Source organism: Marinobacter sp., from assembly GCF_040904845.1.
Classification (GTDB): Bacteria; Pseudomonadota; Gammaproteobacteria; order Pseudomonadales; family Oleiphilaceae; genus Marinobacter.
The window spans coordinates 61,249-74,532 of record NZ_JBBDSR010000070.1 but is presented as its reverse complement, the minus strand read 5'-3'; the positions used below and the strand labels follow the sequence as shown (position 1 = coordinate 74,532).

Annotated in this window: 11 protein-coding genes; 9 read left to right on the top strand and 2 right to left on the bottom strand. The window is 59.1% G+C overall.

The annotated features are described in order from the left end of the window. Positions 1-48: 48 nt before the first annotated feature. Both WD429_RS09500 and WD429_RS09495 read left to right on the top strand, forming a co-directional pair. Complete coding sequence (locus WD429_RS09500) at positions 49-927, top strand: putative RNA methyltransferase (RefSeq protein ID WP_368421937.1); 879 nt, start codon at positions 49-51, stop codon at positions 925-927. Continuing rightward, positions 927-1,298 (top strand): YidH family protein, encoded by a 372-nt coding sequence (locus WD429_RS09495; RefSeq protein WP_368421936.1) that lies wholly within the window; start codon positions 927-929, stop codon positions 1,296-1,298. The genes WD429_RS09500 and WD429_RS09495 overlap by 1 nt, the downstream gene beginning before the upstream one ends. A gap of 3 nt (positions 1,299-1,301) precedes the next feature. Here the strand turns inward: WD429_RS09495 and WD429_RS09490 are convergent, their stop codons facing one another. Both WD429_RS09490 and ggt read right to left on the bottom strand, forming a co-directional pair. Then, positions 1,302-1,553, bottom strand: a complete 252-nt coding sequence (locus WD429_RS09490; RefSeq protein WP_368421935.1) for a YkoF family thiamine/hydroxymethylpyrimidine-binding protein — start codon at positions 1,551-1,553, stop codon at positions 1,302-1,304. Positions 1,554-1,569: 16 nt separating this feature from the next. Then, a complete protein-coding gene (gene ggt, locus WD429_RS09485) occupies positions 1,570-3,333 on the bottom strand; it encodes a gamma-glutamyltransferase (RefSeq protein ID WP_368421934.1) in 1,764 nt (587 codons plus the stop codon). Between the two features lie 110 nt (positions 3,334-3,443). Between ggt and purU the strand changes: the two genes are divergently transcribed. The 7 genes from purU to cmk all read left to right on the top strand — a co-directional run bounded on the left by purU (position 3,444) and on the right by cmk (position 13,239). Continuing rightward, a complete protein-coding gene (gene purU / locus WD429_RS09480; protein WP_368421933.1) occupies positions 3,444-4,298 on the top strand; it encodes a formyltetrahydrofolate deformylase in 855 nt (284 codons plus the stop codon). 126 nt (positions 4,299-4,424) lie between these two features. Then, a complete protein-coding gene (gene gyrA, locus WD429_RS09475; protein ID WP_368421932.1) occupies positions 4,425-7,016 on the top strand; it encodes a DNA gyrase subunit A in 2,592 nt (863 codons plus the stop codon). Further along, on the top strand, positions 7,000-8,082 hold the full coding sequence (gene serC / locus WD429_RS09470; RefSeq protein WP_368421931.1) for a 3-phosphoserine/phosphohydroxythreonine transaminase: 1,083 nt from the start codon (positions 7,000-7,002) through the stop codon (positions 8,080-8,082). Before gyrA ends, serC begins: the two co-directional genes overlap by 17 nt. Positions 8,083-8,084: 2 nt before the next feature. Beyond that, positions 8,085-9,182: a prephenate dehydratase gene (pheA, locus tag WD429_RS09465; RefSeq protein ID WP_368421930.1), complete on the top strand. Its 1,098-nt coding sequence runs from the start codon at positions 8,085-8,087 to the stop codon at positions 9,180-9,182. 21 nt (positions 9,183-9,203) lie between these two features. After that, positions 9,204-10,328, top strand: coding sequence for a histidinol-phosphate transaminase (hisC, locus tag WD429_RS09460; RefSeq protein WP_368421929.1), 1,125 nt, complete (start codon positions 9,204-9,206; stop codon positions 10,326-10,328). 2 nt (positions 10,329-10,330) lie between these two features. Then, the gene (locus WD429_RS09455) at positions 10,331-12,559 is read left to right on the top strand and encodes a bifunctional prephenate dehydrogenase/3-phosphoshikimate 1-carboxyvinyltransferase (RefSeq protein ID WP_368421928.1); all 2,229 of its coding nucleotides are present in this window, start codon (positions 10,331-10,333) and stop codon (positions 12,557-12,559) included. Then, complete coding sequence (cmk, locus tag WD429_RS09450) at positions 12,559-13,239, top strand: (d)CMP kinase (protein WP_368421927.1); 681 nt, start codon at positions 12,559-12,561, stop codon at positions 13,237-13,239. Before WD429_RS09455 ends, cmk begins: the two co-directional genes overlap by 1 nt. Positions 13,240-13,284 lie beyond the last annotated feature (45 nt).

The following is a 13,284-nucleotide window of genomic DNA, read 5'->3' as shown; positions in this document are numbered from 1 at the left end:
AGTTAGCCTTGCATTCCGCCGTTGCCCATTGATTGAGACGGAACCCTAATGCCCATCAACGCTTTTCATGCCCTGGCCTGTCCGCTGGACGGCGAGCCCCTGAGCCGAACCGGCTCAGCCTGGGGCTGTCCGACCGGTCACAATTTTGATATCGCCCGTCAGGGCTATACGCACCTGTTGCCCGTACAGAACAAACGATCCCGTCACCCTGGTGACAGCAAGGAGATGGTCGCAGCGCGCCAACGGTTCCTGAATGGCGGTTTTTATCAGCCCATCGCCGATGCGGTAAACCGTGCGGTGTTGGCAGATGCGGCGGATAATCAACCGTTAAGCTGCCTGGATGCTGGCTGCGGGGAAGGCTATTACCTGAGACAACTGGCCGCCTCAGACAGAGAGGGCAGGTATCTGGAGTTGCTGGGTGTAGACATCTCCAAATGGGCGGTGCTGGCCGCGGCAAAGCAGGACAAACGCCCGGCCTGGGTGGTGGGCACCAACGCCAGGCTGCCGGTGCTGCCGTCATCCGTGGACCGGGTGCTATGCTTGTTTGGTTTCCCCGTGTATGCCGAGTTTGCCCGGGTACTGAGAGCCGGGGGCCAGCTGCTTCAGGTGGACGCGGGGCCTGAGCATTTGCGGGAACTGCGTGAAATCATTTATCCCGTGCTGAAGCCTGAAAAGGCTGTGGTGCCTGAAGATCCGGATGGCTTTACCATCCTGAGTACCACGACGGAGCGATTCGCCCTGGCGCTGAACAGCCCGGATCGGATTGCGGATTTACTGGCGATGACGCCACATTTGTATCGTGCGACGGCCCAGGGGCTTGAGCGTGCCGCGGCGCTGAATTCGCTGACGGTGACGGTGGACGTTCGTCTGACCTGTTACCAACGTAACACTGAAAGCCCCTCACAGGATGGAGAGGAACGTATCTGATGTCCGATCTTAAAGACCCACGAGTTCTGTTCGCGGCTGAACGCACATTGCTGGCGTGGAACCGCACCAGCCTATCTTTCATTGCATTCGGGTTTCTGATCGAACGCGCGGGGCTCTTGCTGCATGCGCTGGCCCCGGAGGCGGTGGGAGCGATAAACGCGGTGCTGGCGTTCTGGATCGGTATTCTGTTTATTCTCCTGGGGGCGTTTGCTGCGGTCTGGTCGTCGCGCCAGTTCCGCGCCCTGTTGCGCACTTTGAGCCCCGCGGAGTTCCCCGCAGGTTACGGGTTCCGCTGGGGGCTGGTGATCAACCTGATTGTGGCGTTTCTGGGTACTGTGCTGGTGGCCGCGCTTTTCGTGGGGCGGGTGTAGGCGTTACGCCTTTGGCCGCCGGTCCCCGGCCATGATTTTGGCGACAAATACCGATTTGCCATAAGTCTCGAACGACCACTTCATGGTGTCCGACAGCACCTTCATCACCTCGTCATACTCGCCAAAGATTTCGGTGCTCATGCGCCCGGAAATCACCTCCAGATTCGTCTGTTTCAGGCGGTCGATCAGGTCCCATATTGGTTGTTTGTAGTCGTCTTTGAGCGGATAGCAGCTCAGTTGCACGGATAGATACATAGTGCCTCCCCGGGGGTCAGTACCCCTTTGCTGATGATGTACTGCGTCTTGGATCAGCGCCACCGTAAAGCGTTCCATCGGCATCCAGAAGAATGCTCTGAATCGCGCCCATGGCGCTGGTTGGTTTGATGGTGTGGCCGCGGGCCTCGAGCAACCGCAGCGTGTCCGGGCTGAAGCCCTGTTCGATGAAAATCGCATCCGGCAGCCATTGATGATGCATGCGCGGCGCGTTTACCGCGGTCTGAATGTTCATGTTGTGGTCAATCACATTCAGGATCACCTGCAGGGTGGTGGTGATAATACGGGAGCCGCCGGGGCTGCCGGTGACCAGAACATTACGCCCGTCCTTGCGCACAATGGTCGGGGACATGGAGCTCAGCATGCGTTTGCCCGGTTCCACCTTGTTGGCTTCGCCACCTATCAGACCAAAGGCGTTGGGTACCCCCGGTTTGGCGCTGAAATCGTCCATTTCATTGTTGAGCAGGAAGCCGGCACCGGTGACGGTAATACCGGAGCCGTAACTGAAATTGATGGTGTAGGTATTCGACACCGCGTTACCCCAGCGGTCGACGATGGAGAAGTGGGTGGTTTCCGGGCTTTCATAGGCCCCAGGGTTGCCGGGTTGAATGTCGCTGGCTGGCCGGGCTTTATCGGGGCTGATGCCCTTGCGCAATTCGGCGGCGTAGGCTTTGTCCTGTAGCCCTTTCAGCGGCACATCGACAAAGTCGGTGTCGCCAAGGAATTCTGAGCGGTCTGCGTACGCCAGTTTCATGGCTTCGGCCATGTAGTGCAATGTGTCGGCGGAATTATGGCCGAGCTCTGCCAGCGGGTAATCTTCCAGAATGTTCAGGATCTGGATGATGTGAGTGCCCCCGGAAGAGGGCGGCGACATGGAGAACACCTCATGGCCGCGATAGCTTCCCTGGGCCGGCTCCCGGACCGAAGGCTGATAGTGTTTCAGGTCCTCCCGGGTGATCAGACCATCGTGATTCTGCATCTCCTCCACAATGAGGCGTGCGGTTTCGCCTTGGTAAAAATCCTGAATGCCGTGGTCGGCCAGCCGTTGCAGAGTGGCGGCCAGTTCCGGTTGACGGAAGCGTTCGCCGGGCTGCCATGCTGAGCCGTCGTCCCGATAGAACGTGGCGCGGCTGGCGGGCCAGCGGTGCAGGCGATCCGCAGCCTGCTCCAGGCCTTCGGTGAAGCGGGGCGGCACCACAAACCCATTCCGCGCCAGGTCGATGGCTGGAGCCAGTGCCTCCCTGAGCGACAGCGTACCGTGTCGATCCAACGCCAGTGCCATCCCGGCCACCGTGCCAGGCACACCGGACGCACGGTGAGTAAAGCGGCTGCGATTGGTCACCACGTTGCCATCCTCGTCCTGAAACATGGTCTCGGTTGCGGCTGCGGGTGCCTTTTCCCGATAATCAATGGCTTCGACCGGGCTGCCATCGCCGGGTGCCACCAGCATGAAACCACCGCCGCCAATATTCCCGGACCGGGGTTGCACCACCGCCAGCACAAACCCGGCGGTAACCGCGGCATCCACCGCATTGCCGTCGTTTTTCAGCACGCGCAGGGCAGCGTCTGTTGCCAGGTCGTGGCTGGTAACTACCATGCCGTGGCGGCCCTCCTCGGGATGGTGTCGCTCACCCTCCAGGATCGCTTGCGCCTGCAGGGCGGTGGTAAACACCAGCAGCACCAGGGCAAATCCGGCGCGGGCGGCGAGTGAGCGGCCCTGGGAGGCGTGTTCGGGGAGGCCCCGAAGGAGGTGTCTGTCCATGTGCCTGTTCCTCGTTTCTGGCGTTGAGATAGGCTATGATAGCCGGTCATTTTTACGGGTGTGAACCTTCGCCCCCGCTTTCCCCGGATCAGAACTAAGGAAAGGCTTTCATGGAGCATACCTATCGTCTTGTGATTTCCTGCCCGGACCGGGTTGGAATTGTCGCCAAGGTGAGCAATTTCCTGTCCACCTACAATGGCTGGATTACCGAGGCGAGTCACCATTCCGATACCCACTCGGGCCGTTTTTTCATGCGCCACGAGATCAAGGCCAGTTCGATTCCCTTCGGCCTGGATCAGTTTCGTGCGGCGTTCGACCCGATTGCCCGTGAATTTGACATGGACTGGCACGTAGCCGATTCCGCCCAGCCCAAGAAAGTGATCCTGATGTGCAGCAAGGAATCCCATTGCGTGGCCGACCTGCTGCACCGCTGGCACAGCCGCGAGATCAACGCCGAGATTGTGGCAGTGATTTCCAACCATGAAGATTTACGCCGCATGGTGGAGTGGCACGAAATACCGTATCACTGCATTCCTGCCACGACAGATAACCGCGACGAAGCCTTTGGCGAAATTGACGGGCTGATCGAAGGCTACAACGCCGACGTGGTGGTGCTTGCCCGTTACATGCAGATCCTGCCGGCGTCCCTGTGTGAAAAGTACACTGGCAAGGTGATCAATATTCACCACAGCTTCCTGCCATCATTCGCTGGTGCGCGCCCATACCATCAGGCCTACAGCCGTGGTGTGAAGCTGATCGGGGCCACCTGCCACTATGTTACTCAGGACCTGGACGAAGGCCCGATTATAGAACAGGACGTGATCCGCATTACCCACAGCGATGCCATCGAAGACATGGTGCGCCTGGGCAAAGACGTGGAGAAAAACGTGCTGGCCCGCGGGTTGCGGTCGCACATTGAGGATCGGGTGATTACCTATCAGAACAAGACGGTGGTTTTTGATTAAGACCTGTTCGCAATTGCCCCGCTAAGGGGCTGACTGTGTTAGTATTGGCCGCTTGTTAAAGAATAACTATGGGGCAGCAAAAACGCCCTGAAACGACTTCCAGCAAACGCAAAGGAACCTTTCTCGATGGGTGAGTTAGCCAAAGAGATCCTGCCGGTAAATATTGAAGATGAGTTGAAGCAGTCCTACCTCGATTACGCCATGAGCGTCATCGTCGGGCGGGCCCTTCCGGATGTTCGTGACGGCCTCAAGCCGGTTCACCGTCGTGTTCTGTTCGCCATGTCCGAACTGAACAATGACTGGAACAAGGCTTACAAGAAGTCCGCCCGCGTGGTCGGTGACGTCATCGGTAAATACCACCCCCACGGTGACTCCGCGGTCTACGACACCATCGTTCGTATGGCTCAGCCGTTTTCCCTGCGTTATCCGCTGGTTGATGGTCAGGGTAACTTTGGTTCCATCGACGGCGACAACGCCGCCGCCATGCGTTACACCGAAATCCGCATGGAGAAGGTCGCGCATTCGCTGCTGGCGGACCTGGACAAGGAAACTGTCGATTTCGTCGACAACTACGATGGCACCGAACGGATTCCCGAGGTCATGCCTACCCGGGTACCGAATCTGCTGGTTAACGGCTCTTCCGGTATTGCCGTTGGTATGGCTACGAATATTCCGCCTCACAACCTGACAGAGGTGGTCAGTGGGTGTCTGGCGCTGATCGACAACCCGGATCTGACCATTGATGAGCTGATGGGATACATTCCCGGCCCGGATTTCCCCACGGATGGCATTATCAATGGCCGCGCGGGCATTGTTGAGGCTTACCGCACGGGTCGTGGCCGTATCTACATTCGTGCCCGCCACGAGATCGAGCACGATAAGAAAACCAACCGTGACGCCGTCATCATTACCGAGCTGCCTTATCAGTTGAACAAAGCGCGCCTGATCGAGAAGATCGCGGAACTGGTCAAGGAAAAGCGCCTGGAAGGCATCACCGAGCTACGTGACGAATCCAACAAGGAAGGCATCCGCGTGGTGATTGAGCTGCGCCGGGGTGAAAACCCTGAGGTGATCGTCAACAACCTGTTCGCTCACACCCAGCTGCAGACCGTGTTCGGTATCAACATGGTAGCGCTGATTAACGGCGAGCCGAAGATCCTCAATCTGAAAGAAATGCTCGACGCGTTCGTGCGCCACCGCCGTGAAGTGGTTACTCGCCGGACCCTCTATGAGCTGCGTAAGGCTCGTGAGCGTGGCCATATTCTGGAAGGCCTGACCGTCGCCCTGGCCAACATCGACGAGATGATCGAGCTGATCAAAGCCTCCCCGACGTCGGTGGAAGCGAAAGAGAAGCTGATGTCGAAGGGCTGGGCTCCGGGCGATGTGCTGGCCATGCTGGAGCGTGCCGGTGAAGATGCCTGTCGCCCCGACGACCTGCCGGAAATCTACGGCCTGCGTGACGGCCTGTACTATATGTCGCCCGAGCAGACTCAGGCCATCCTGGACATGCGCCTGCACCGTCTGACCGGTCTGGAGACTGAAAAGCTCCAGAACGAGTACAAGGACATTCTTGAGAAAATCGCCGGCCTGCTGGAAATCCTGGCGGACCCGGATCGTCTCATGCAGGTCATCCGTGAAGAGCTGGAAGCCGTCGTGTCCGAATTCGGAGATGAGCGCCGTACCGAAATCACCAGCTCCCAGCGTGACCTGACCATCGCCGACCTGATTGACGAAGAAGATCTGGTAGTGACCATATCCCATGGCGGTTACGCCAAGACCCAGGCGGTCGAAGACTACCAGGCCCAGCGGCGTGGTGGCCGGGGCAAGGCCGCTACGTCCATGAAGGACGAGGATTTCGTCGAGAAACTGCTGGTGGCCAACTCTCACGACACCATTCTGTGTTTCTCCAACCGCGGCAAGGTCTACTGGCTGCGCGTATTCGAGATTCCCCGCGCCAGCCGTGCGTCCCGTGGCCGTCCGATGGTGAATATTCTGCCACTGGACGAAGGCGAGCGCATCACCACCTTCCTGCCAGTACGGGATTACCCGGAAGACCAGTTTGTACTGATGGCGACTTTTGCCGGCGTGGTCAAGAAGACGCCTCTGCCGAACTTTTCCCGTCCGCGCAGCAATGGTCTGATCGCGCTGAACCTGGATGAGGGCGACACCCTGATTGGCGCAGCCATCACCAAGGGCGATGCCGAAGTGATGCTGTTCTCGACCGCCGGCAAAGCTGTGCGCTTCAACGAAGAAGCCGTGCGCCCGATGAGCCGCACCGCCCGTGGCGTTCGCGGTATCCGCATGCCTGCGGGCCACCATGTGGTGTCGTTGATTATTCCGCAGGAAGACGGCGTGCTGCTTACCGCCAGTGAAAATGGTTACGGCAAGCGCACGGCTTTCGACGAGTTCCCGACTTACAGCCGCGGCAGCCAGGGTGTTATCGCCATGCAGTGCTCAGAGCGTAACGGTAATCTGGTGACAGCGCTGCAGTTGTTCGAAGGCGACGAAATGATGCTGATTTCGGACAAGGGCACACTGGTACGTACCCGCACTGATGAAGTGTCGGTACTGAGCCGGAATACTCAAGGCGTTCGCCTGATCAAGCTGAGCCAGGAAGATGAGCGTCTGGTAGGCGTCGAGCGTATTGCTGAGACCGACGCGGAAGAGATAGACGGTGAAGAAGAGATAAGCGGTGAGGACGATGAGCAGGGCGTATAACTTTTGTGCAGGCCCGGCAACCTTGCCGGAAAGCGTGCTGCAACAGGCACGGGACGAAATGCTCGACTGGCGCGGCACCGGCATGTCGGTGATGGAAATGAGCCATCGCAGTGATGAGTTTGTGGAAATCGCCGAAACAGCGGAAAAAGATCTTCGTGAATTGGCCGGAGTTTCAGATGATTACGCCGTACTCTTCATGCAGGGTGGTGCCTCGAGCCAGTTCTCAACGATCCCTCTGAACCTGTTGGGTGACAAGTCGTCCGCGGATTACATCAACACCGGTATCTGGTCGAAAAAAGCCATTGCAGAAGCCAGCCGTTATGGTGACATCAACGTGGCGGGCAGCAGCGAAGCGGACGGTTTTACCACCATTCCGGACCAAAGCGCCTGGACCACCCGACGTGATGCGGCTTACCTGCACTACACGCCAAACGAGACCATTGGTGGGCTGGAGTTTGATTTCATACCCGACAGCGGCGATGTACCGCTGGTGGCGGATCTGTCGTCCACCATGCTGTCGCGTCCGCTGGACGTGTCGAAGTTCGGGTTGATCTATGCCGGTGCCCAGAAAAACATCGGGCCGTCGGGCCTGGTGGTGGTCATCATCCGCAAAGATTTGCTGGGCAAGGCTCGCAGAGAAACTCCGACAATGATGAATTATCAGGTCATCGCCGATAATGCCTCCATGTACAACACCCCGGCGACCTATTCCTGGTACCTGGCGGGGCTGGTGTTCAAGTGGCTGAAAGCGCAGGGCGGGGTCACGGCCATGGGTGAAACCAACCTGCGCAAAGCGCGGAAGCTCTATGATTTCATTGATACCAATGATTTCTACGCCAATCCTATTGATCCTCGTTTCCGCTCCTGGATGAACGTACCGTTCACTCTGGGGGACGACGGGCTGAACAATGAGTTCCTGAAAGGCGCGGATGCTCGGGGACTGCTCAACCTGAAGGGACATCGCTCCGTCGGCGGTATGCGCGCGAGCCTATACAACGCTATGCCCGAGGCCGGTGTCGACACGCTGATGGCCTACATGGCCGAGTTTGCCAGGGAGCGTGGCTGATCATGACCGATGAACAGACCCGCCTCGCAGAGCTGAGGGAAGAGATCGATCAGCTGGATCAGAAAATCATGGAACTGATCAGCGCCCGCGCCACCTGCGCGCAGGAAGTGGCCAACGTGAAAACCACCGCCAATCCGGATCAGGATGTGTTCTTTTACCGTCCCGAACGGGAAGCTCAGGTATTGCGGCGTATTAAAGAGCAGAACCCGGGGCCGCTGTCCGGCGAGGAGATGGCGCGGCTGTTCCGCGAAATCATGTCCGCCTGTCTGGCGCTGGAAAAGCCCATGCACATTGCCTTCCTGGGCCCGGTGGGCACCTTTACCCAATCCGCAGCATTGAAGCATTTCGGCCATTCCGTGGTCAGCGTGCCGCTGCCTGCGATTGACGCAGTGTTCCGTGAGGTGGAGTCCGGCGCGGCTCATTACGGCGTGGTGCCGGTGGAAAACTCCACCGAAGGCATGATCAACCACACTCTCGATATGTTCATGTCATCGCCCCTGAAAATCTGTGGCGAGGTGCAGTTGCGGATTCATCATCATTTGCTGGTGTCGCCCGCCTTCAAGGATCAGGACGTTACCCGGATCTACTCGCACCAGCAGTCGTTTGCCCAGTGTCGGCAATGGCTTGATACGCATCGGTACGGGATTGAGCGTATTACCGTCAGCAGCAACGCTGAAGCGGCGCGTCGTGCGGCGGAAGAGCCCGGCGCAGCCGCCATCGCAGGCGACATGGCCGCCGAGCTGTACGGCCTTGAGAAAGAGGTCGCCAGCATTGAGGATCGCCCGGACAATACCACGCGGTTCCTGATCATCGGCCGCGAAGAAGTGCCGGCCAGTGGCCACGACAAGTCCTCGATTCTGGTGTCCATGCGCAACAAACCCGGCGCGCTGTATCAGTTACTGGAGCCGTTCCACCGCCATGGCCTCAGCCTGACCCGGATCGAAACCCGGCCATCGCCCAGCGGCACCTGGGCCTATGTGTTCTATATCGACTTTGAGGGTCATATGGAGGGCGATCAGGTGCGTAAAGTGCTGGCGGAAGTCGATGACGAAGCCGTGGAACTGAAACGGTTGGGCTCCTACCCGATCGGGGTTCTATAAGCCGACTAGCAGGATGGTGTGATGACGATTGATTACCAAAGCCTGGCGGTCAGCGGCGTTCAGGCGCTGTCGCCTTACCAGCCAGGAAAGCCCATTGCCGAACTTGCCCGCGAACTGGGTTTGAATCCAGCCGATATCGTCAAGCTGGCCAGCAATGAGAATCCGCTTGGCCCCAGTGAGCAGGCGATGGCAGCCGCGCGTGAGGCATTGAGTGAGCTGTGCCTCTACCCCGATGGCAACGGCTTTGATCTCAAACAGGCCCTGGCGGCGCGTTTTGGCGTCGACATGGCTCAGATTACCCTCGGCAACGGCTCCAACGACGTGTTGGAGGTGATCGCCCGCTGTTTTGCCGACGCCGATTCCGAGGTGGTGTTCTCCCAGTACGCGTTTGCGGTCTATCCACTGGTCACGCAGGCGATTGGTGCAAACGGCGTGTCTGTTCCCGCCAAAGACTGGGGGCACGACCTGGATGCCATGGCGGCGGCGGTCACCGAGCGCACCAAGCTGGTGTTTGTGGCCAACCCCAATAACCCCACCGGTACGGTTCACGGTGCGGATGCCATCGTGGCGTTCCTGGAAAAAATTCCGGCACGAGTGCTCGTGGTGCTCGACGAAGCCTATTGTGAATACCTCCGGGGCGACGGCTACGCCGACGGTGTTGAGCTGCTGTCACAGTTCCCCAATCTGATTGTTTGCCGCACCTTCTCCAAGGCCTGGGGGCTGGCAGCGCTGCGTGTTGGCTACAGCCTCAGTTCGCCTGAGATCGCCGACATTCTTAACCGCGTGCGCCAGCCTTTTAACGTCGATACGGTTGCCCTGGCCGCCGCCACAGCGGTGCTCGATGACGAGCTCTATTTACAGCGCTCCTGTGAAGTGATCGCTGTCGGCATGGTGCAGTTGGAAGCCGGTTTCCGGGAATTGGATCTGTCGTTCATTCCTTCTGCGGGAAACTTTATCGCCGTGGATGTAGGCGACAATGCCATGGCGGTTTACCAGTCGCTGCTGGAGCAGGGCGTCATTGTGCGCCCGGTTGCCGGATACGGCATGCCCCGGCATCTGCGGGTGTCCATCGGGCTGGAACATGAAAACACCAAACTGCTGAACGCCCTGGCCAAGACGCTTGGTCGTTCAGGGCAGGGAGCATAACCGTGTTAACGGTTGAGCCATTGTTCAAACGGGTAGCCATTATTGGCCTGGGGCTGATTGGCGGCTCACTGGCGAAGGCCGTGCGTCTGAACGGTTTGGCCGGCACGGTGGTGGGCACCGACAAACGTGAGGAAGAGCTTTCCCTCGGTATAGAGCTGGGCGTTATTGACCAAGCGGCAGCGTCTCTCGCGGAGGCCGTGTCGGGCAGTGATCTGGTGGTTCTGGCGGTGCCGGTTCGCGCCACCCGTGAGGTGCTGGAGGCTGTGAAACCGCACCTGTCGGCCGATGCCGTATTGACGGATGTTGGCAGCACCAAAACCAGCTTTGTGAACGATGTTCGCGCCGTCTTTGGGGGTGTGTCTCCCCGGGTTATTCCCGGACACCCCATCGCCGGTTCCGAGAAAAGTGGCATTCGCGCTGCCAATCCGGAACTGTTCGCCAGTCACAAGGTGATCCTGACGCCAGGGGATGACGTTGACGCAGGTGATCTGGCCCGCCTCAAATCTCTCTGGGAAGGCTGCGGTGCCACGGTGCTGACCATGTCCGTGGCTTACCACGATGAGGTGCTGGCGGCGACCAGCCATTTGCCTCACCTGATCGCGTTTTCGCTGGTGGACACATTGGCCGGTGAGGACGAGAACCTGGATATTTTCCGCTACGCGGCGGGCGGGTTTCGCGATTTCACCCGTATTGCCGCCAGCGATCCGGTGATGTGGCATGACATCTTCCTGTCCAACCGGGATGCGGTTTTGCGAGGCATTGACCACTTCACCCACGATCTGGACCAGCTTCGCACCGCCATTGCCAATCAGGACAGCGCGACCCTGCTCAGAGTTTTCAGCCGTGCCAAAGCGGCGAGGGAACATTTTTCAAAAATGCTTTCAGGACAGGCTTACGTGACAAATAACAGTCAGAAACAGGTAACGTTCCGTCTTCAGCCCGGTGGCAGCATGACCGGTGATATCCGGGTGCCGGGTGACAAGTCCATTTCTCACCGCTCCATTATGCTGGGCGCGCTGGCGGACGGCGTCACCGAAGTGAAAGGCTTTCTCGAAGGTGAGGACAGCCTCGCCACGCTTCAGGCGTTCCGCGATATGGGCGTCACCATCGAGGGGCCGGATGACGGCTTTGTTCGCATACACGGGGTCGGGCTGAACGGTCTTCAACCACCGCGTGGGCCGCTGTATCTGGGGAACTCCGGTACGGCCATGCGCCTGTTTTCCGGGCTTCTTGCGGCTCAGTCGTTTGATTCCGAGCTCACCGGCGACAGCAGTTTGGCCAAGCGGCCCATGGGGCGCATTGCAGATCCGCTGCGAGCGATGGGTGCTGTCATCGATACCGCGGAAGGTGGCCGGCCGCCCCTGAAAATCCGGGGTGCCCAGCCACTGACTGGTATTCATTACGAAATGCCGGTCGCCTCTGCGCAGGTAAAGTCCTGCCTGTTGCTGGCGGGTCTGTATGCCGAGGGTGTGACTTCGGTTACCGAGCCCGCACCGACCCGGGATCATACCGAGAGGATGCTCGCCGGGTTTGGCTACCATGTGCATCGGGACAGCGCCACGGCCAGCGTTTCAGGTGGCGGTAAGCTCACCTCCACCGCCATTGACGTGCCTGCCGATATCTCATCGGCAGCGTTCTTCCTGGTGGCCGCAAGCATCGCGCCGGGCTCTGAATTGACCCTCCGTCATGTGGGCATGAATCCGACCCGGGTCGGGGTCATTAATATCCTCCGAATGATGGGGGCGAACATCGACGTGCTGGACGAGCGCGAAATCGGCGGTGAGCCGGTGGCGGATCTGAAAGTACGCTCTGCACAGCTTCAGGGCATTGATATCCCGGAAGATCAGGTACCTCTGGCGATTGATGAATTTCCGGTGTTGTTTATTGCTGCGGTTTGCGCACAGGGAACCACCGTGTTGCGGGGTGCTGAAGAGCTGCGGGTGAAGGAAAGTGATCGCATCCAGGTCATGGCCGACGGCCTTGCCGAGCTTGGGGTTGAAACCACTGTTACCCCTGACGGCATCATTATTGAAGGCGGCCAGACCATCGTTGGCGGCAAGGTCAACAGCCATGGCGATCACCGCATAGCCATGGCTTTTGCTGTTGCCTCCCTGCGTGCAGCGGGTGACATTGAGGTGACCGACTGTGCCAACGTAGCGACGTCGTTCCCGGGCTTTGTGGCGCTGGCCCGCCAGACCGGTATTCTGATCAGCGCCGAAGGAGGGGAGTAATGTCCTTCAGTATGACACCTGTCATTACCGTGGACGGGCCCGGAGGCTCGGGTAAAGGTACGATCACCCAGATGCTGGCCAGGGAACTGGGCTGGCACTTGCTGGACAGTGGTGCGCTTTACCGGCTGACCGCATTGGCAGCGACCAGGCAGGGTGTGGCTCTGGATAATGAAGCGGGCCTGGTAGCCGTTGCCGCCAGCCTTGATGTGGCGTTTGAGCCGACTGAGCCCGGTGAGCCGGTGAAAGTGATTCTTGCGGGTGAAGATGTTACCGTCGAGATCCGCACCGAAGCCACGGGGGACAACGCCTCTCGGGTTGCGGTCATCCAGCCGGTCCGGGATGCGCTGCTCCAGCGGCAGCGGGATTTCCAGCAGCCGCCGGGGCTGGTCGCAGACGGTCGCGACATGGGCACGGTGGTGTTCCCGGATGCGCCGGTCAAAATATTTTTGACCGCCAGTGCCGAGGAGCGGGCAAGCCGACGATACAACCAGTTGAAGGACGCCGGGGTCGATGTTAATATTGACACCCTTTTAGAAGAGATACGGGTTCGCGATGAGCGGGATATGAATCGCTCTGCAGCCCCGCTCAAACCGGCGGATGATGCGCAAGTCATTGATTCTACAGGTTTGAGCATAAAAGAGGTGTTGGACAGGTGTATGGCCGTAGCAGGCCAGGCCTGACCACACCTTTTTGTTGTTGGAATGCCGGAGCAGTGTTACCTGCCA